We start from the raw sequence: 20,297 nt of genomic DNA, 5'->3' as shown, positions 1-20,297 counted from the left end.
TTGCCGGTCGAGTTGCCCTCCTCTATGTTAATAGAAAATCACATGACCGGATGACTTGAAACCTGCTCGTATCGTCGCCACAAGCCGGTGCTCAAGGCAACGTCCGGCCGACCGGTAGGTAGGTGCGCGAATGCAAAATCTCAGCAGAAGAAGCATCCTGACCCTCGGTGCCGCGCTGGGTCTGGTAGCCACGACGGAAGCTCCGAAGGCGTGGGCGTGGTCGTCCGCGGGTTCCATCGCCGCAACCGACACGGTCACCGACCCGTGGGACGTCTGGGACGACGCCACCGACCCGCTGGTCGCGTCGCTGCTCGACGGCAATCAGATTCCGGCCGTCAACACGGCGTTCCTGTCATGGGTCAACAACGGTGACCCGTTGCCCAGCGGTCTGCCGGCTCAGCTCACCACCTATCTGCGGACCTACAACAAGCTGCCGTCGTGGGCGGACCAGGCCAAGCTGGACCTCGCCGCGCAGTTCAACAAGCGCATGAGCATGTACCTGTTCCTGCTGTACGGACTGGGCAGCGGAATCATGAGCACCGTGATCCCGCGGGAGGCCCGCAACGTCTACTGGTCCGAGGGCGGCGCCGGCATGCAGATGCGCGCGGCGAAGACGTTCACCTACGGCTACGACCTGAGCGCGATGGACGCGTTCAAGCCCACCGGCCACTTCGTGGTCACCTCGAACAAGACGCGGCTGACCCACGCGGCGGTACGCCATCTGCTGCCGCAGTCGGCCCAATGGCGGGCGGTCACCGACAACCCGATTCCGATCAGCAACGGCGACATCCTGATCACCTTCCACAGCCTGGGCACCTACGTGCACCGCAAGCTGCTGGAGTGGCGTTCTTTCGGGCTGCGGATGTCGTCGGCGGAGGAGGCGGCGTACCTGCACATGTGGCAGGTGGCGCTGCACCTGCTCGGCGTACGCGACGACTTCATCCCGGCGAGCTGGGCGGCGGCCGAAGAGCAGTCGAAGTATGTGCTCACGCCGCTGCTGGGCCCGACGCCGGAAGGCATCGACCTGGCCAACATCCTGCTGAACCTGACGTCCTCGGTCGACCTGGGCGTGACCAAGGGATTCCAGCGGGAGTTCTCGCGCTACGTGCTCAGCGACAAGATCGGCAACTGGCTGCAGCTGCCGCGCGACTACGTCTCGCGAAGCCTGATCGAGGTCGGCTGGCCGGCGTACGTCCTGTTCCGAGAGGGTCTGTCGCCGATCGTGCCGGAGGGGTTCTCCCTCTTCGACCAGTTCATCCGGGGCATGGCGATGCTGTTCCTCAACAACGGCACCTCGACGAGCTACACCCCGATCACCATTCCGACGGGCAACCGGCCCGGCAGCTGAGCCGGCGTACGCGTCACAGCGTCAACGCGCCGGTGGCCAAGGCGGTCACGGCGTCCCGGTGGCCGGGGGCGTCCTGCCAGCGCAGTGCGCGCCCGGCCTCCACCACCACACCGAAGCCCGCGTGGACCAACAGCCGGGCCTGCCGCGGGTCCAACTCCGGGCGTACCAGCCGCAGTTGGTGTTCCCAGACGGCGATGTGCTCGCGTTGCGCGAGGATCACGGGGCGCTGCAGATCGGCGGGCAGACCGGCGACCTCGGCCTCGGCCACGCTGTTGAGGGCGTTGTGCTCGAAGCAGTAGGCCACGTAGGTCGCGGCCAGCGTGACCAGGGCCTCCCGGGGGTCGGCCGCGTGGTGCAGGCTGCGTTCGACCGCCTGCGCCAGCAGCCCGGCGGCCTGGAGGCAGGCTGCGACGAGGATGTCGACCTTGCCGGGGTACTGGCGATAGATCGCGGAGGGTGCGAGTCCCACGGCCTGAGCGATCTGGGCGTTCGTGACGGTGGCGAAGCCGTCGCGGGCGAACAACGGAATGGCCGCCGCGAGGATCTCGGCGCGGCGCGTCCGGGGCACGGGTTGCGCCGGCAGCTCGACCAGGCGGGCACTGCCCGCGGCGGCCGCCGGATCGGTGGCGACCACGCGCATCGCGGAGTCCAGCAGCAGCTCTTCCATCCGCCGTTGAGCGATCGAGGTGTGATGCATCGTGACGGACCCGATGGCGCCGAGCGCTGCCACGGCTCGCAGGTGTTCGTCCGGGAGCGCGTACTCGCGCCGGGCCAGCTCGGTGACGCGGCCGACGACGTGGGCGAACTTCGCCCGGAGTACGCGACGGTCCGGCCGTTCCAGGTAGCGGGCTTCCCAACGGTAGAGGCCGCCGGACGCACGATGGGCGACGGTGACCCGGGTGAGGGCGACGAGCGCATCCGACAGAGCCGCGTCGCCGGGCAACTCGTCGACGGCGGCGACGAGGTTGTCCACCATGATGTTGGCGCACTCGGCGAACAGCGCGTACTTGTTCGGGAAGTGCCGGTACAGCGCGGCCGCGCTGATCCCCACGACGGCGGCGATCTCCTCCATGGACGCCGCGTGGTAGCCGCGTTCGCTGAACACCTGACCGGCCGCGTCGACGATGATCTGCTTACGGTTGCGCGGCCGGGTGGCCGCGGTCGGCCCGCTGGTCACAGGTTCCCTCGCGGCGACGTGGGCGGGCACAGGACCATGCCTGCTAGTCAATCACAGCGTCGTCGACCGGTCGGCCGACAGCTCACGCCCGCAGCACCGCCAGGGCGAGGCGGGCCGTCTGGACGTCGTAGCCCGTGGCGCGGTCGAAGCGGCCGAGCCGGCCGATGTCGGTGATGACGTTGAGGACGGCGTGCACGAGCACCCGGGCGTCGGCGACCGGCATATCTGGTCGCACGGCGACGACGAGGCGCACCCATTCCTCGACGTGTGCGCGCTGCGCCCCCCGCAACTGGTGGCGATCCTCGTCGGGCAGATTGTTGTTCTCCGCCAGGTACACGGCGACGAGGTCGCTCTGGCCGAACGCGAAGGCGACGTACGCGTGCACGACGCGGTTCAGGGCGTCGGCCGGGTCCTTCGCCTCGGCGATCGCCGCCGTCGTGGCGCCCGAAAGACGGTCTGTGGCCCGGTAGTACGCGGCTGCGAGCAGGTCGGCCTTGCTGGGGAAGTAGCGGTACACGCTGGAGGCCTGCATCCCGGCGGCCCGTCCGATGTCCTCGACGGCGACGGCGTGGTAGCCCTGATGATGGAACAGCCGGATCGCCTCGCTCAGCAGCAGTTCACGACGCGACGCCGGGCGTACGGGGGCGGCATCGGGCGCCGTGGGCTCGGGCGCCGGTGGCTGGGGCGCGTCGGCCCGCAGCAGCGTCCACGCGACCCGGGTGAGCAGCTGTTCGGTGCCTGCAGTGGTCGCGCGATGGACGGAGACGCTGCCGAAGGCGCTGAGCGCGGCGTTGACCAGGAACTCCGACTGTCCGGCGGTGAGGTCGGGCCGCAGGTCGCGGAGCGGGTCGGCGAGGCGGCTCACCAGGGTGGCGAGCATCGCCGCGAATTCCTGCCGGTGCTCGGGAGTGAGGTAGCGCCGCTCCCATTGGTAGAGGCCGGCGACGCGCCGCTTGGCGACGGCGACTCCAGCGAGTGCGCCGAGCTGTTCGTCAAGGATGCCTTCGGCGGTCGTCCCGTGCGGGTCGGCGGTCGCGGCGAGCAGTGCGCCGGCGACGTCCCGGGTGGCGTGCACGAGGATCGCGTACTTGTTCGGGAAGTGCCGGTAGACGGCGGGCCCGCTGATGCCGACGACGGCGGCGATCTCGTCGACCGAGACTCGGTGGTAGCCCCGCTCGCAGAACAGCTCGGCCCCGGCCAGCGCGATGCGATCCTTCCGGTCTTTCGGCCGCTTCGTTGCTACGGGGCTCTCGCCGCTCGCTGCTGCTCGCACCCGTACACGTTAGCGCCACCTCGCGAGAAGGTCGCAGCGGCCGCGGTCCGTCGCGTTCGCCGAACGCGCTCCAGGCTCCGGTCGGCCAGCGGGCTTCGCGTACGCCGACCGCTTGACAACCAGCGGCGAGCTCGACGAAAGTTAGGCGGAATTCGCATTCGGGTGAGCAGCGAGGAGCTTGGCCATGACGACCGAGGCGTTCATCTACGATGCGCTGCGCACACCACGCGGCCGGGGTAAGCCGAACGGATCGCTGTACGGGGTTAAGCCGGTTTCGCTCGTCGTGGGCCTCATCGAGGAGACCCTGCGACGGCTGCCGGGCCTGGATCCGAACCAGATCGACGACATCGTGCTCGGGGTGGTGTCCCCGCTGGGCGACCAGGGCGCCGACATCGCCAAGACGGCCGCGCTCGCCGCGGGGCTGCCCAGCACAGTGGCGGGTGTCCAGGTCAACCGGTTCTGCGCGTCGGGCCTGGAAGCCGTGAACATCGCGGCGCAGAAGGTGCGGTCGGGCTGGGAGGACCTCGTGCTCGCGGGCGGCGTCGAGTCGATGTCGCGCGTGCCGATGGGGTCCGACGGCGGTGCGTGGGCGCTCGATCCGGAGACCAACTTCGCCACCGGGTTCGTGCCGCAGGGCGTCGGCGCGGACCTGATCGCCACGCTCGACGGCTACGACCGCGAGACGGTGGACGGCTATGCGCTGCAGTCACAGGCCCGGGCGGCGAAGGCGTGGGCCAACGGCTACTTCGCCCGTTCGGTGGTGCCGGTACGGGACCGCAACGGGCTGGTCGTCCTCGATCGGGACGAGCACATCCGGCCGGAGTCGACGGCTGACGGGCTCGCCGCACTCCGCCCTTCCTTCGCCGACATCGGGGAACTGGGCGGCTTCGATGCCGTGGCCCTGCAGAAGTACCACTGGGTCGAAACCATCAATCACGTCCACACCGCGGGCAACTCCTCCGGCATCGTGGACGGCGCCTCGCTCGTGGTGGTGGGCAATGCGGCGGCCGGGGCAGCTGCCGGTCTGACGCCCCGGGCCCGCATCGTGGCCACCGCGCTGAGCGGAGCCGATCCGACGATCATGCTCACCGGGCCGGCTCCGGCCGCGCGTAAGGCGCTGGCCAAGGCGGGCCTCGGCGTCGAGGACCTGGACCTCGTGGAGATGAACGAGGCGTTCGCGGCCGTCGTGCTGCATTTCGTCGCCGACCTCGGCCTGAGCCTGGACATCGTCAACGTCAACGGCGGCGCCATCGCGATGGGGCACCCGCTCGGGGCGACCGGGGGCATGCTCCTCGGCACGCTCGTCGACGAGCTGGAGCGCCGGGGCGGCCGCTACGGACTCGCCACGCTGTGCGTCGGTGGCGGCATGGGCATCGCGACCGTCATCGAACGAATCTGAGGAGTCACGAATGGTCAGCACAATCCGGTGGGAGCACGGTGCCGACGGCATCGTCCTGTTGACTCTCGACCACCCCGGGCGTTCGGCGAACGTGATGAACGACGAGTTCGGGGCGAGCCTCGTGGTGACCGTGGAGCGGCTCGAGGCGGAGCGGGACCAGATCACGGGCGTGATCCTCACCTCGGCGAAGAAGACCTTCTTCGCCGGTGGCGACCTGGAGGCTCTGCTGCGGCTGACGCCCGCCGACGCCGAGTCGTCCCAGGCCGACACCCGGCGGCTCAAGAACGCCGTGCGCCGCCTGGAGACCTTCGGGCGCCCGGTCGTCGCCGCGATCAACGGATCGGCGCTCGGCGGCGGGCTCGAACTCGCCCTCGGCTGCCACCACCGCATCGTGCTCGACAATCCGGCGATCGAGATCGGCTTCCCGGAGGTCACGCTGGGCCTGCTGCCCGGCTGCGGCGGCGTCGTGCGCACGGTGCGCCTGCTGGGCGTGGCCGACGCGCTGGTCAACTGGCTGGTACGCGGTCAGCGGCGACGGCCGCAGGACGCCCTCGCGAACGGACTGGTCGACGAGATCGCCGCTGACGAGGCGAGCATGATGGACGCCGCCCGTGCCTGGATCGCCGCCAACCCGGACGCGACGCAACCCTATGACCGCAAGGGGTACAAGATTCCCGGCGGCACTCCGTCCACTCCGGCGCTCGCCGCCCAGTTGCCGGCGATGCCCGCCTTGCTGCGTAAGCAGTTGAAGGGTGCGCCCTATCCGGCGCCGCGCAACATCCTCGCCGCCGCGGTGGAGGGCGCGCAGGTCGATCTGGAGACCGCGTTCACCATCGAGGGGCGGTATTTCACGGAGCTGACGACCGGCCGGATCGCCGAGAACATGATCAAGGCGCTGTTCTTCGACGTGCAGACCGCCGGCGCTCGGGACGTCGGTGACGGTCATCCGCCGGTGCGGCGGGTGGCGGTCGTGGGCGCGGGCATGATGGGCGCCGCCATCGCGTACGTGTGTGCCCGAGCCGGGATGGATGTCGTGCTCAAGGACGTGACCGTCGAAGGCGCGGTGCGCGGCAAGGCGTACTCGGTGGGCCTGTTGGACAAGGCGGTCGCCCGCGGAAAGTCCACAGCGGATGATCGGGACGCGGTCCTGGCGCGCATCCAGGCGACCGACGATCTCGCCGACCTGGCCGGCGTGGACCTCGTCATCGAGGCGGTCTTCGAGGATCCCACCCTCAAGCACAAGGTGTACGCCGAGATCGAGCAGGTCGCGCCGGACGCGCTCATCGCGTCCAACACGTCCACCCTGCCGATCACGATGCTCGCCGAAGGCGTCAGCAAGCCGGGGGAGTTCGTCGGGCTGCACTTCTTCTCGCCGGTGGACAAGATGCCGCTGGTCGAGGTGATTCGTGGGGAGCGGACGACCGAGGCCACACTGCAGCGGGCGCTCGGCGTCGTACGCCGGCTGCGCAAGACGCCCATCGTCGTCAACGACAGCCGGGGCTTCTTCACCAGCCGGGTCATCGGCACGTTCACCAACGAGGGCGTGTCGATGCTGGCCGAGGGGATCCCGGCGGCCACCATCGAGCAGGCGAGCAGCCAGGCGGGGTACCCCGCGCCGGTCCTCGCGCTGATGGACGAGCTCACCCTGACCCTGCCCCGCAAGATTCGGCAGGAGACGGCCGCGGCGACGGTCGCCGCCGGTGGCACGTGGCACCCGCACGCCGCCGACGCGGTCATCGACCGGATGATCGACGAGTTCGGCCGGCCCGGACGTTCCGGCGGTGCGGGCTTCTACGACTACCAGGACGGCAAGCGGGCCGGTCTCTGGCCGGGGCTGCGGGAGAACTTCGGGGGGACGAACCTCGACACGCCCTTCGAGGACCTCCAGGAACGGATGCTGTTCATCGAAGCGGTCGAGTCGGTGCGGTGCCTCGAAGAGGGCGTGCTGGACTCGGTCGTCGACGCCAACGTCGGCTCGATCCTGGGCATCGGTTACCCGGCGTGGACCGGCGGCGTACTGCAGTACATCAACCAGTACGAGGGTGGTCTGCCTGGCTTCATCGCCCGCGCGCGGGTGCTGGCAGAGCGCTACGGCGACCGGTTCAGCCCGCCCCAGTTGCTGGTGGCCAAGGCCGACCGAGGTGAGCTGTTCGAATAGGCCGGTCAGCATGACGGCATCCCGTCGGCCGAACGGCCGACGGGATGCCCGCGTCACTGCAACTGGTCGGACAGCCCGTAGGTCTTGGCGATGATTTCGCGCTGGATCTCGCTGGTGCCGCCGTAGACGGTCGACACGACCGAGGCCCGGACGAGGCGCTCCATGTCGAACTCGGTCGCGTACCCGTAGCCGCCCATCATCTGCATGGCGTCCAGGGCGACCCGGCGGGCGGTCTCGGTGGCCTTGAGCTTGGCCATCGAACTCTCCCGGGGCAGCACCGTCGCCGGCGACCGATCGACTTGCCTCGCGGTGTTGTAGACGAGGAGGCGGGCGCATTCGATCTCGGTGGCCAGGTCGGCCAGGCGGTGCCGGATGACCTGGAACGAGCCGATGGGCCGGCGGAACTGGCGGCGGTTCTTGACGTACTCGACGACGTCGTCGAACGCGCGCTGGGCGGTGCCGAGCATGACGCTGGCGAGGATCAGCCGCTCCATGTTGAGTCCCGCCATCAGCTGCCGCCAGCCCTGGTCCACCTGCCCGACCACGGCGTCGGCCGGCAGTACGCAGTCGGCGAAGTAGAGGTCGTTGACCTCGCGGCCGCCCATGGTGTCGATGCCGGAGACGGTCAGGCCGGGCGTACCGGTGGGGACGAGGAACATGGTCAGGCCGTCGTGGTCACCGGCGTGGCCGGAGGTACGGGCGACCAGCAGGATGTGCTCGGCGAGGTGGGCGTTGGAGCACCAGGTCTTCTGTCCGTTGACGACGAACCCGTCACCGCGGCGCTCGGCCCGGCAGCTGAGGTTCGCCACATCGGAACCGGCCTCCGGCTCGGACATCGCCACCGCCTCGACGATGCCTTGGGCGACGCCGCCCAAGATGAGCTTCTTCTGGTCCAGGGAACCGAACCGCTCATAGGTCGCGGCGACGATGATCGAGGTGGTGAACCCGCCGATCGGGGCCATCGCCCGGGCGGTCTCCTCCAGGAACAGGCACAGCTCCACCATGCCCGCGCCGCCGCCGTCGAACTCCTCCGGCAGCGACAGACCCAGCCAGCCGAGGTCGGCCATCTTGTGGTACAGCTCCGGGCTGTGGTTCTCCCGGCCGCCGTTGGTCAGCCGCTGCCGCTGCTCCCGCGTTCCGGCTTCTCGGCGGCAGAAGTCCCGCACCGCCTCGACCAGTGATCTCTGCTCGTCGCTCCAGTCCACCGCGATACCTCCAGCGTCACAAGGGGTTGACAGCAAGGCTAAACTATCGAATATCAAATGTCAGGAGGCCGGGGATGACGTCCCTCGTTGAGCACCCTCGTCGGCTCCACGTCGTGGACCCGATAACCGGAGAGTCCCGCGCCGACTACGACATCGCCGACGAGGCCGCCGTAGCCGCCGCCGTCCAGCGAGCCCGCGACGCCGCCGGCTGGTGGGCGGGCCTGCCGGCCCGGCAGCGGCGGCGGCACCTTCTCGCGTACAAGTCGTCGATCGCGAGCCGGATCGACGAACTGGCGGAGCTGATCCGGAGTGAGACCGGCAAGTCGGTGGCCGGCGCGCAGCTGGAGGTGATGCTGGCCGTCGAGCACCTGGACTGGGCCGCGCGGCATGCCCACCGTGTCCTGAAGCGACGGTCGGTCTCCTCCGGCATGCTGGCCTTCAACCAGGCCAGTTCGGTGACCTATGTGCCTTATGGCGTCGTCGGGGTGATCGGGCCGTGGAACTACCCCGTTTACACGCCGATGGGGGCGGTCTCACACGCACTGGCCGCAGGCAACGCCGTGGTGTTCAAGCCGAGCGAGTTCACTCCGGGCGTCGGCGTGTGGCTGGCGCAGCGCTGGGACGAGCTGCTGCCCGGACGACCGGTCCTGCAGGTCGTCACCGGTGACGGCACGACCGGGGCCGCGTTGTGCCGGGCCGCGGTCGACAAGCTCGCGTTCACCGGATCGGCGGCGACCGCGCGCGCGGTGATGGCCGCATGCGCAGAGCGGCTGACCCCGGTCGTCATCGAAGGCGGGGGCAAGGACGCGCTGATCGTCACGGCCGACGCCGACCTGGACGCGGCCGCTCAGGCAGCGGCATTCGGCGGTCTGGGCAATGCGGGGCAGACGTGTGCCGGAGTCGAGCGTGTCTACGTCGAGCAGGCCGTCTACGAGCCGTTCCTGGCCAAGCTGGCGGACCTGGTGCGGCCGGTGCGCCCGGGTGCGGAGCCGGATGCGCCCTACGGGCCGATGACCACCCCGGTGCAGCCCGGCATCGTGCTGAGCCACATCACCGACGCGATCGACCGCGGCGCGCGGCCCGTGGTCGGCGACGCGAGTTCGGTGCGGCCACCGTTCGTCGAACCGGTCCTGCTGACCGGTGTCCCCGAGGACAGCGCCGCGGTCACCGACGAGACGTTCGGCCCGCTGCTCGTCGTCAACGCGGTGCCCGACGCCGAGGAGGCGCTGCGCCGGACGAACGCGACCGCCTACGGGCTGTCCGGCTCGATCTTCACGCGCAGCCGCCGTCGTGGGCTCGCGCTCGCCGGCCGCCTGCGGGCCGGCGCGGTCTCGGTCAATTCAGTCCTCGGGTACGCCGGTGTGCCGTCGCTTCCCTTCGGCGGCGTCGGCGACTCCGGCTTCGGCCGGGTCCACGGCGCCGACGGTCTGCGGGAGTTCAGCCGGCCGATGTCGGTGACCTGGCAGCGGTTCCGGGCGCCGATCGACCTGATGACGCTACAGCCGGCCGCTTCGGCGATGCGCGTCTCGCTGGCGATGTTCAGGTGGCGTCATGGCCGGTCCACATCCCCAGACCGTCGAGATGCTTGACCAACCGCTCCGCGCCGTCGGTGAAGTGGCGGGCCATCGCCGGCCGGGCGGTCGCCGGATCGTGGGCTTCGAGCGCGCTCAGCAGCGCCTCATGATCGGCGACCATGGCCGCGCGCCATTCCGGATTGGACGCGTAGAAGCGCGACGGGGTGTAGCGGGTGACCGTGCGCAGCAGCCACGACAACTTGCGTGCGCCAGCCAGGCGGTTGATGCTGCGGTGGAACTCGAACTCCAGCTGCTCGACCCGGCTGGTCTGCCGGGCCTGTGCGGCCCGGCGCAGCCGCTCGTGCTGCTGTCGCAGGTCGTCGAGCTGCTCGGTGGTGATGGTGACGGCGACCCGGGCGGCCAGCTCGCCGGCGATGTCGCCCTGCAGGCCGAACACGTCCAGGATGTCCTGCCGGGACAGGGGCGCGACGACGTGGCCCCGGCGGGGTTGCAGCTCGACCATGTCCTCGGCGCGCAGCATGAGCAGAGCCTCGCGTACGGGGGTGATGCTCAGCCCGGTCTCCTGGGCGACCTCTTCGAGCCGGATCCGTTCGCCGGGGCGCAGCTGGCCCGACATGATCCGGTCGCGCAGCAGGCTCGCCACGGTCTCCGACAGCTGCGGATAGGAAACGTCTTGGGTCTTGCCCCGCTCGGCCACGGGACCAAGGGTATCAAATGTCAAATGTCGTAAGGATGCGCCGATGAGCTCGCCCATGCCTGTGGTGGAACCGGCGGGGAGCGGCCTGCGAGCCGCCACCAGCGCCGGGGTCCGCACAATCTGGTTCGACCGGCCCGACCGGCGTAACGCCATGACGCTGGACATGTTCCGCGACTACTACGCCGCCCTGGTCGCCGCCGACGCCGATCCGCAGGTACGCGCGATCGTGGTCACCGGCTCCGGCGACTGGTTCTGTGCGGGCGCCGACCCGGCGGCGCTGCAAGGGTTGCTCGACGCGCGTCACCGTGACCAGCTCGTGGACGAGTTCGGCTTCGAGCCGCAGCTGCCGTTGACGCTGGGCACGCCGATCGTCGCCGCGGTCAACGGCGGCGCAGCAGGCCTCGGTCTGGTCCACGCCTTGTACGCCGACATCCGGTTCCTGGCCGCAGAGGCGCGCCTGTCGACCTCGTTCAGCCGGCTCGGCCTCATCGCCGAGTACGCCAGTGCTTGGCTGCTGCCCCGCCTGATCGGCGTCGGCAACGCCTTGGATCTGCTGCTGTCCGGTCGCAAGATCGATGCGGCGGAGGCGCTGCGGATCGGACTGGTGCAACGAGTGCTCCCCCGCGACGAAGTGCTGGCCGAGGCGCAAGCGTACGCCGCCGACCTGGCCGCGTACTGCTCGCCCGGGTCCATGGCGGTGATCCGGCGGCAGGTGTGGTCCGGCCTGGAGACCGGGGTCGCCGACGCGGCCGCCGAGGCCACGCGGCTCATGGCGGCATCTTTGGCCGGAGCCGACTTCAGTGAGGCCGTCGCCAGTATCGCTGAACGGCGTACGCCTCGGTTCGCGGCCCGGTCCGGCGCATGAGCGGCCCACTGACCGGCGTCCGCGTGGTGGAGCTGGCGGGGATCGGCCCGGCCCCGTTCGCGACGATGCTGCTGGCCGATCTCGGGGCCGACGTCGTGCGGGTGGACCGGCCGGAACCGGGCGCGCTGGCAGCCGCCGATCCCAGCATGGATCTGCTCAACCGGGGCAAGCGGTCGGTCGTCGTGGATCTCAAGCATCCCGAGGGCGCCGAGGTGGTCCTCGCACTGGCCGAACAGGCCGCGATCCTCATCGAAGGCTGGCGTCCCGGCGTCGCCGAACGGCTGGGCATCGGGCCGGAGGCGGCGTTGCAGCGCAACCCCGGCCTGGTCTACGGCCGGATGACCGGCTGGGGCCAGGATGGGCCGCTGGCCCGCGCCGCCGGTCACGACATCGGCTACATCGCCGTCGCCGGAGCTTTGCATCCGATCGGCCGTCCGGGCGGGCCGCCGCAGATCCCGCTCAACCTCGTCGGCGACTTCGGCGGCGGTGCGCTCTATCTCGTCGTCGGCTGCCTGGCCGCACTGCACGTGGCCAAGTCCACCGGGCGCGGGCAGGTCGTCGACGCCGCGATCGTCGACGGCGCCGCCCACCTCACCACCCTCTTCTCCGGTCTGCTCGCCGCCGGCGCATGGCGGCCCGACCGGGGCCGCAACCTGCTCGACGGCGGGGCGCCCTTCTACGACGTGTACGCCACCGCCGACGGCGGGCACATGGCGGTGGGCGCACTGGAACCGCAGTTCTACGCCGAACTGCTGCGGCTGCTCGGCCTGACCGAGGAGGAGTTGCCGGCCCAGCACGACGTCGCCGGATGGCCGGTGCTGCGTACGCGGTTCACCGAGGTCTTCGCCGGACGCACCCGCGACGAATGGAGCAAGGTGTTCGAGGGCACCGACGCCTGTGTGGCACCGGTGCTGTCGCTCACCGAGGCGCCACGTCATCCGCATCTGGTGGCCCGTTCGACGTTCGAGGAGCAGTTCGGCGTACGGCAGCCCGCGGTCGCACCGCGCCTGTCGCAGACCCCGGGGGAGATCGGGGGCCGGCCGCCGATTCCGGGGACGGACACCGAGAACGTCCTCACCGAGTGGGGACTCGGAACACATCTTGGGCGCTGGCTGGACACCGGCGCGGTCAGCCAGACAGGAGGAGCGCACTGATGCGAATCGCGACACCGCTGGCGTACGCCGCGGATCCCCGGAGCGGCGCGGACGCCGTGGCCGCCTGGGAAGACGACGGTCTCGACGTGGTCTGGGTGTCGGAGGCCTACGGCTTCGACGCGCCCACCATCATGGGCTACCTCGCCGCGAAGACCACCCGGATGCAGATCGGTTCGGCCATCCTGCCGATCTACTCGCGTACGCCGGCGCTGCTGGCCCAGACCGCGGCCGGACTGGACGCGATGTCGGGCGGCCGCGCCCTGCTCGGCATCGGTGCCTCGGGGCCACAGGTGATCGAGGGCTGGCACGGTGTGGCGTACGACCGGCCGCTGGCCCGGACCCGTGAGGTGATCCGGATCTGCCGGCAGGTGTGGCGGCGGGAAACGCTGGTCAACGACGGCGTCTACCAGCTGCCGCTGCCGGAGGGAGCGGGCACCGGCCTGGGCAAGCCGTTGAAGATCCTCACCCATCCGGTACGCGACCGCATCCCGATCTACGTCGCGAGCCTCGGCGACAAGAACGTGCAGATGACCGCAGAACTGGCCGACGGGTGGCTGCCGTTCCTCTACGATCCCGAGCGCGCGGCCGACATCTGGGGTTCCGCGCTCGCGGCGGGCGGGCGTAAGCGGTCCGGCGATCTCGATCCGCTGGAGGTCGTGGCCGGCGGTCCACTGGCCATCGGCCCGGACGTGACCGGCCTGCGCGACCTCGCCCGCCCGCTGATCGCCCTGTACGTCGGCGGCATGGGCGCCAAGGGCCGCAACTTCTACCACGATCTGCTGTGCCGCTACGGGTACGCCGCCGAGGCGGATCGCATCCAAGACCTCTACCTGGCCGGCCGCAAGGCGGAGGCGGCCGCCGCAGTGCCGGCCGAACTGCTGGAACGCACCAGCCTGATCGGGCCCGAGAGTTACGTACGCGATCGCGTACAGGCCTATCGCGACGCCGGAGTCACGATTCTCAACGTTACGCCGCTGGGCTCCGATCCCCGGCGCCTCATCGCCGCAGTGAAGGACATGGCCCGATGAACCGAGACATCCTCACCGCCGACCACCGCGCGTTCGCCGAACTGGTGCGCGCCTTCATCGACAAGGAGATCGCCCCGCACCACGACCGCTGGGAGGCCGACGGCGTCGTCGACCGCGGCGTGTGGCGGGCCGCCGGAGCCGCCGGTCTCCTGGGCTTCTTCGTCGACGAGCAGTACGGCGGCGGTGGTGTGGCCGACCGGCGCTTCAACGCCGTGCTCACCGAGGAACTTGCCCGGGCGGGCGCCAGCGGTCCCGCCTTCGGGCTGCACAACGACATCATCGGGCCGTACCTCACCGATCTGACCACCGAGGAGCAGAAGCAGCGGTGGCTGCCCGGGTTCTGCTCCGGCGAGATCATCACCGCGATCGCGATGTCCGAACCCGGGGCGGGCAGCGACCTGCAGGGCATCACGACCACGGCGGTACGCGACGGCGACGAGTATGTGCTCAACGGGCAGAAGACGTTCATCAGCAACGGAATCCTGGCCGATCTGGTCATCGTCGTGGCGCGTACCGATCCGGCCGCCGGGCATCGGGGCATGAGCCTGCTGGTCGTCGAACGGGACATGCCCGGCTTCGAACGGGGCCGCAACCTCGACAAGATCGGCCAGAAGGCGCAGGACACCGCCGAACTGTTCTTCTCCGGCGTACGCGTCCCGGCAGCCAACCTCCTCGGCGAGGAGGGCCAGGGTTTCGCGTACCTGATGCGCAACCTTCCCTTCGAACGGCTGTCGATCGCCGTCGCGGCCCTGGCCGGGGCGGAGACGGTGTTCGAGCAGACTTTGGCGTACTGCAAGCAGCGGCAGGCGTTCGGCCGCCCGATCGGCAGCTTCCAGCACAACCGGTTCGTGCTGGCCGAACTCGCCACCGAACTGCGCCTCGGCCGCGTCTTCGTCGACCGGTGCCTCGTCGAGCCGACGCTCACCGCGGAGACGGCGGCGATGGCGAAGTGGTGGTGCACCGAGCTGCAGCAGCGCACCGTGGACCGCTGCCTCCAGCTGCACGGCGGCTACGGCTACATGCGGGAGTACCCGGTGGCCAAGGCGTACCTGGACGCTCGCGTCCAGACGATCTACGGCGGTACCACCGAGATCATGAAGGAAGTGATCGGCCGATCGCTCGGCCTCTGAACCCGCGCTGAAGGGGCGTCCGCCGACCTCGCCGCCCACACGCGGTCTGCCGTTGCGTCGGGGGGCAGCGCGACTGGAACGCCATACACCCGTCCGCTGCTGGGTTGGGTGCATGGCGTTCCACCGACGGGCATTCCGGCCCTCGTCGGGGCCGGCGGCCCGGACCTAAGCGTCGTAGAGCGCGTCGATGCTGTCGCGGTAGCGGTCCACGATGACGCGACGCCGCAGCTTCAGGGTCGGCGTCAGCTCACCTGACTCCGCCGTCCAGCTCGACGGCAGGACGCGGAACGTCTTGACCTGCTCCGGCCGGGACAGCTGCGCGTTGGCGGCGTTGACGGCCGCCTGGATCGCGGCCAGCAGCACCGGGTCGGCAGCCAGGCCCGGCAGTCGTGGGTCGGCTACGCCTTGCGACCGTGCCCACAGCGGCGCCACTTCGTCGTCCAGCACGATCAGCGCGGTGACGTAGGGCCGCCGGTCGCCGATCGCGACCGCCTGACCGATGAGCGGATGGGCCCGCAGCAACCCCTCGATCCGCGCCGGTGAGATGTTCTTGCCGCTCGAAGTGATGATGAGTTCCTTCTTGCGGTCGGTGATGGTGAGGAATCCGTCGTCGTCCAGGACTCCGACGTCGCCGGTGGCGAGCCAGCCGTCCGCGTCCGTGACCGGCTCCACGCTGCCGTCGGCACGGAGATATCCGGCGCAGACCAGTGGTCCGCGGACGAGGATCTCGCCGTCGTCGGCGAGGCGTACCTCCATGCCGGGGTTGGGCCGGCCGACAGTTCCGGTGCGGAAGCGTCCGGGGGTGTTGATGGTGGCGGTCCCGGTGGTCTCGGTCATGCCCCAGACTTCGAGCACGTCGACGCCGAGCCCGGCCAGGAACCGCAGGACGTCGACCGGGATCGGGGCCGCGCCGCTGCCGGCCCAGACCATGCTCTGCAGGCCCAGCATCGCCTGGAGCGGCCGCAGCACCGTGGCTTCGGCCTGCTCCACGCGCGCGGCCAGGTCCTCGGGCACCGGCTTGCCTGCGGCGCGCAGCTCGTACGCCTCCAGCGTCACCGCGCTGGCGGCGGTGAAGGCCTCTCGGACGGCCGGCTCGGCGGCGGCTACCTGTGCCTGTACGCCGGCGGCCATCTTCTCCCAGATCCGCGGTACGCCGAAGAACGAAGCGGGTCCGACCGTGCGTAGTGCCGGGATGAGCTTGGTGGCGTCGGGGCAGATGGTCACGTGACCGGCGCGGTAGATGGGGTTGTAGATGCCCAGCATCCGTTCGGCGATGTGCGCCAACGGCAGGTACGCCACCGTCGGCGCGTGATTGGGGACGGTCACGGTGGCTTCGAGGACCACCGCTTGGTAGACGACGTTGTGGTGGCTGAGGACGACGCCCTTCGGGTCGCCCGTCGTCCCCGAGGTGTACAGCAACGTCACCGGCTGGTCGGGACGGATCTCCCGCCAGCGTCGTTCGAAGGCGTCCGGGTCGGCTTGGTGGGCTTCCCGGCCGAGGGCGCGCACCTTCGACAGGGACACGGTCTGTGTGGCGTCATCGGGTTCGGTCTCGTCGATCACCACGATCCGGCGCAGCGCGGGCAGGTCCGGCAGGATGGGCTGCCAGCGGGCCAGCTCGGTGGCGCCTTCGAGCACGAGGACCTGTGCGCCGCAGTGCACCGCCAGGTAGCGCAGCTGTTCGGTGCTCAGGGTCGGGTAGACCGTGGCGGGCACCGCGCCCAGGTGGACGGCGGCGAGATCGATGAGCCAGTGTTCCGGGCGGCTCGACATCATGATCAGCATGTGGCTGCCGGGCTGTAGCCCGATCTCGGCCAGCCCGCCGGCCAGCTCGGCGACCTCGTCGCGGAGCTGAGCCCAGGTGCGGGTGTCGTCTCGATCGAGCGTGGACAGCGCCGGCAGGTCGGCGAACTCAGTGGCGTTGCGGTGCAGGAGGGCGGGAATGGTCAGATCGGCGGCCGTCTTGGCGCACTGATCGGCAAGGGTGTCAGCAGTGTCCATGGGGTACTCCTTCAACCGTGACCGGGCGGTGATCGGTCGAGTGCGGCCGGCGTACCCCTCAGGTGCCGTCGAGGGCTCTGCGGCCTCAACGGCACTGTAAACGATGGCTAACTTTCTGGGAAGACGCTACCCGTAGCGCTTATTTCTCGATTCGGTCGGCCGGAAGAGGAGAGAACCTGTACTAACTATCTGGTCATTCGACGGTGACCAGGGCGCGGTCTGCCGGGCCTGTTCCGCCGCGGACACAGCGAGGTGTGCCGCCGCGGACGCGCGCGGCGGCACCGCTCACCGACCGCAGCCTCAGCGATAGACGGCGAACGTGCTCTACAGTGGATCGGACGGGACGCGCCGGCGGAGTGGGCGGCGCTCGAGCCGGTGTCCGAGACCGGTGTGGCCGGGACGTCCGACCTGCGCGCCTCGCGACGGTCGCAGCCGGCCCTGGGCATGGGGGGCAAGCGATTCATGCGGTTTCGCCTGCTGGGCGCGGTGGAGTTGTGGGATGGCGACAGGCGGGTCGAGCTCGGCCCGATGAGACAACGCACGGTGCTGGCGGTGCTGCTGGCCGGCGCCGGTCAGCCGATCCATCCCGATGTCCTCATCGATCGGGTGTGGGGCGACCAGCGTCCCAGCCAGGTGCGGAACAGTCTGCACACTCATGTGGCCCGGTTACGCGGGCTGCTGGGCCGGCTCGGCGACGACCCACCCCGGCTGGTGCGGCAGCCGGCCGGCTATCTCCTCGATCCCGGGGTCGCGACCGTCGATCTGCAGCGCTTCCGCGCGTTGGTCGCGGCGGCTGAGAACGGCGGCAGTCCAGCGGATCAGGCCGGGCTCTTACGCGACGCGATCGAGTTGTGGCGCGGCGAGCCGCTGGACGGCATGGACGGCGTGTGGGTGGACGAGTGCCGGGATCTTTGGCAGGCCGAGTATCGGGACGCCGTCGTCCGGTGGGCCGGGCTGGAGATCGGTCTCGGCCGGGGTGCGACAGCGGTCGGCGTGCTGGAGCGGCTGGCTGAGCGGTATCCGCTCGTCGAGCCGGTCATCGACGCGCTCATGCGGGCCCTGCACGCGGCCGAACGCGATCCGGAGGCGATGGATCGGTACGAGCGGCTACGCCGTACGCTCGCCGACGAACTCGGCGTCGACCCCGGGCCCAGCCTGCAGCAACTGCATCAGTCGATTCTTCGCGGCGAACTCGGCGCACCGGTCGTTGCGGTGGCCGCGCAGATTCCTGTCGGGGTGACCGGCTTCGTCGGCCGGGCAGCTCACCTCGACTGGTTGCAGGAGCCCGCGGAGATCACCGTCGTGCACGGCACCCCCGGAGTGGGAAAGACCTCGCTGGCGGTGCGCTGGGCGCGCGCCGCCGTGGACGAGTTCCCGGACGGACAGCTCTATGTGGACCTGCACGGCTTCTCCGCGAACGGCGCGGTGACGTCTCCGGCGGCTGCGCTGCACGGGTTCCTGGAGGCGCTCGGCGTGCCGTCCCAGCGGGTGCCGCAAGGGCTCGACGACCGTGCGGCGATGTATCGCAGCCTGCTCGCCGGCCGGCGCGTCCTGGTCATCCTCGACAACGCGCGTGACGCGGAGCAGGTACGCCCGCTGCTCCCGGGCACGCCCACCGCTCGGACCGTGGTGACCAGCCGGAATCACCTCGCGGGCCTGCTGGTGGCGTACGCCGCCCGCGCGATCGCGGTGGATCTGCTCGACGAGACGGAGGCCACGAAGCTGGTCGCCGGGCGAATCGGTTCGGACCGGGCAGCGCGCGAGCCGGAGGCGCTCCGAGAGATGGTCGGCCGCTGCGCCGGGCTGCCGTTGGCGCTGGCCGTGCTGGCGAGCCGGATCGCCTTGCGTCCGGACGCGCCGCTGGCAGTACTCGCCCAGGAGCTGCGCGAGGACGGCAACACCCTGGATGCGCTGGCCAGCGACGATCCGGCGATCGACGCGCGGACGGTGTTCTCGTGGTCGCTTCGCCGGCTCAGTGACGGTGGGGCGCGCCTGTTCCGGCTGCTCGGTCTGCAGATCGGCAACGACATCAGCGTGCCGGCGGCGGCCAGCCTGGCGGCGTTGCCGATGAGTCCGACAAGGCGGCTGATCCAGGAGCTGCTCGCTGCGCAGTTGCTGTCCGAGACCCGGCCTGGCCGGTACGCGATGCACGACTTGCTGCGGGCGTACGCGGGGGAGCTGGCGGAGAAGGACGAAGGCGCAACGGCCTGCCGTGCCGCGAGCGAACGGCTTCTCCATCACTACCTGCACGTCAGCCACGCCGCCCGGCTCCGGATGACGCCGATCTACCAATATCTGACCTTGCCGGATCCGTCGCCCGGGGTTCAGGTCGTGCCGATGGCGGACTACGAGGCGGCCCACATCTGGTTCGCCACGGAGTACCCGGTGCTCGCCGCCGCTGTCGGGCGTGCCCTCGATCTGGGTCTGTCCTCGGTCGCCTGGCGGCTCAGCTGGGCGTTCAGCAAGTTCGAGCAACAGCGGGGCAACTGGCAGGATCGGCTGGAGGGCGGGCGGCTCGTCCTGGACGCGGTCATCCGCGACGGCGACCGGACCGGGGAAGCGCACATCCGGCACAGCCTGGCCGTCGCGTACAGCCGCATGGGGCAGGCGGATCTGGCCCGCGGCATGGCTGAAGAAGCCTGCCGCGTGCAACGGGAGATCGGCGATCTGCCAGGCGAAGCGTTGACACTGACCACTTTGGCGATGATGGTTCAGCGCACCGGCGAGCCCGCCCTGTCTCGCGAGTACTACGAACGTTCCATTCGCCTGAACCGGCAGGCAGGCAACCCGGTGGGGGAAGGCAACGCGCTCAACGGCATGGCCTGGCTGGCCTACACCGTGGGGAACTTCGAGGAGGCCGTCGAGTACGGCCACCGGGCCCTGGAAGCCTTGACGAACCAGGACTTCCTGCTCGGCCGGGCCGCCACCTGGGACACCTTGGGCTGTGCCTATCACCGGCTGGGGCGCCTGGAGAATGCGGTCGACTGTTTTCAGCGGGCGATCCAGTACTTCAGGCGGGGCGAGGATCCCTACTACTTGGCCGCGTCGCACATTCACCTGGGCTCCGTCCTGGTGGACCGCGGTGACCCGGAGGGTGCCCGGGTCGAGTGGACGCAGGCCGAGCAGCAGCTGTCCGAATTGGAGCATGACCGCGTGGCCGAGGTACGCCGGCGCTTGGCGGACTTGGATCGTCTGGTGGTTCCGGTGGCAGCAGCGCCCTTCGGTGACAATGTGTAGTCAAGATTCTCGGCTTCGGCGTCAAGAATCCGTCATGGCCGGCAGCGCAGGCTTCCTCTCGCAGCCAATGAGGCGCGCGAGCGGAGGAGA

Annotated in this window: 14 protein-coding genes; 9 read left to right on the top strand and 5 right to left on the bottom strand. The window is 70.1% G+C overall.

The window, feature by feature from the left end; genetic code table 11:
• The first annotated feature begins 130 nt into the window (after window positions 1-130).
• Window positions 131-1,348: an oxygenase MpaB family protein gene (locus AB0H43_RS36355; RefSeq protein ID WP_360007414.1), complete on the top strand. Its 1,218-nt coding sequence runs from the start codon at window positions 131-133 to the stop codon at window positions 1,346-1,348.
• A gap of 13 nt (window positions 1,349-1,361) precedes the next feature.
• Here the strand turns inward: AB0H43_RS36355 and AB0H43_RS36350 are convergent, their stop codons facing one another.
• Entirely contained in the window at window positions 1,362-2,525 is a 1,164-nt protein-coding gene (locus tag AB0H43_RS36350; RefSeq protein WP_360007412.1) for a helix-turn-helix domain-containing protein, read from the bottom strand.
• Window positions 2,526-2,607: 82 nt separating this feature from the next.
• Entirely contained in the window at window positions 2,608-3,798 is a 1,191-nt protein-coding gene (locus AB0H43_RS36345) for a TetR family transcriptional regulator (protein ID WP_360007410.1), read from the bottom strand.
• Between the two features lie 184 nt (window positions 3,799-3,982).
• Between AB0H43_RS36345 and AB0H43_RS36340 the strand changes: the two genes are divergently transcribed.
• Window positions 3,983-5,197 (top strand): acetyl-CoA C-acetyltransferase, encoded by a 1,215-nt coding sequence (locus AB0H43_RS36340; RefSeq protein WP_360007407.1) that lies wholly within the window; start codon window positions 3,983-3,985, stop codon window positions 5,195-5,197.
• Window positions 5,198-5,207: 10 nt separating this feature from the next.
• A complete protein-coding gene (locus AB0H43_RS36335; protein WP_360007404.1) occupies window positions 5,208-7,355 on the top strand; it encodes a 3-hydroxyacyl-CoA dehydrogenase NAD-binding domain-containing protein in 2,148 nt (715 codons plus the stop codon).
• Between the two features lie 53 nt (window positions 7,356-7,408).
• On the opposite strand, the gene AB0H43_RS36330 is transcribed toward AB0H43_RS36335, so the two are convergent.
• Window positions 7,409-8,560, bottom strand: a complete 1,152-nt coding sequence (locus tag AB0H43_RS36330; RefSeq protein ID WP_360007402.1) for an acyl-CoA dehydrogenase family protein — start codon at window positions 8,558-8,560, stop codon at window positions 7,409-7,411.
• 74 nt (window positions 8,561-8,634) lie between these two features.
• On the opposite strand from AB0H43_RS36330, the gene AB0H43_RS36325 reads away from it, so the two are divergent.
• Complete coding sequence (locus AB0H43_RS36325; RefSeq protein ID WP_360007400.1) at window positions 8,635-10,149, top strand: aldehyde dehydrogenase family protein; 1,515 nt, start codon at window positions 8,635-8,637, stop codon at window positions 10,147-10,149.
• On the opposite strand, the gene AB0H43_RS36320 is transcribed toward AB0H43_RS36325, so the two are convergent.
• A complete protein-coding gene (locus AB0H43_RS36320; protein ID WP_360007397.1) occupies window positions 10,100-10,792 on the bottom strand; it encodes a GntR family transcriptional regulator in 693 nt (230 codons plus the stop codon). The genes AB0H43_RS36325 and AB0H43_RS36320 overlap by 50 nt on opposite strands.
• 43 nt (window positions 10,793-10,835) lie before the next feature.
• On the opposite strand from AB0H43_RS36320, the gene AB0H43_RS36315 reads away from it, so the two are divergent.
• From AB0H43_RS36315 to AB0H43_RS36300, 4 genes are read left to right on the top strand one after another with little or no spacing between them, the layout of a single operon-like run.
• Complete coding sequence (locus AB0H43_RS36315) at window positions 10,836-11,657, top strand: enoyl-CoA hydratase-related protein (protein ID WP_360007395.1); 822 nt, start codon at window positions 10,836-10,838, stop codon at window positions 11,655-11,657.
• Entirely contained in the window at window positions 11,654-12,811 is a 1,158-nt protein-coding gene (locus AB0H43_RS36310; RefSeq protein WP_360007393.1) for a CaiB/BaiF CoA-transferase family protein, read from the top strand. The genes AB0H43_RS36315 and AB0H43_RS36310 overlap by 4 nt, the downstream gene beginning before the upstream one ends.
• Window positions 12,811-13,839 carry an LLM class F420-dependent oxidoreductase gene (locus AB0H43_RS36305; RefSeq protein WP_360007390.1) on the top strand — a complete coding sequence of 343 codons (1,029 nt, stop codon included), beginning with the start codon at window positions 12,811-12,813 and terminating at the stop codon, window positions 13,837-13,839. Before AB0H43_RS36310 ends, AB0H43_RS36305 begins: the two co-directional genes overlap by 1 nt.
• Window positions 13,836-14,969, top strand: coding sequence for an acyl-CoA dehydrogenase family protein (locus AB0H43_RS36300; protein ID WP_360007387.1), 1,134 nt, complete (start codon window positions 13,836-13,838; stop codon window positions 14,967-14,969). Before AB0H43_RS36305 ends, AB0H43_RS36300 begins: the two co-directional genes overlap by 4 nt.
• Before the next feature lie 165 nt (window positions 14,970-15,134).
• On the opposite strand, the gene AB0H43_RS36295 is transcribed toward AB0H43_RS36300, so the two are convergent.
• On the bottom strand, window positions 15,135-16,970 hold the full coding sequence (locus AB0H43_RS36295; protein ID WP_360007384.1) for an AMP-binding protein: 1,836 nt from the start codon (window positions 16,968-16,970) through the stop codon (window positions 15,135-15,137).
• Between the two features lie 528 nt (window positions 16,971-17,498).
• Here AB0H43_RS36295 and AB0H43_RS36290 point away from each other — a divergent pair.
• Window positions 17,499-20,207, top strand: a complete 2,709-nt coding sequence (locus AB0H43_RS36290; RefSeq protein ID WP_360007381.1) for a BTAD domain-containing putative transcriptional regulator — start codon at window positions 17,499-17,501, stop codon at window positions 20,205-20,207.
• Window positions 20,208-20,297: the final 90 nt, after the last annotated feature.

It is taken from the genome of Hamadaea sp. NPDC050747 (assembly GCF_040654195.1).
In the GTDB taxonomy this organism is placed as follows: domain Bacteria; phylum Actinomycetota; class Actinomycetes; order Mycobacteriales; family Micromonosporaceae; genus Hamadaea.
The sequence above is the reverse complement of the archived record's forward strand: the minus strand, read 5'-3'. Positions and strand labels throughout refer to the sequence as shown.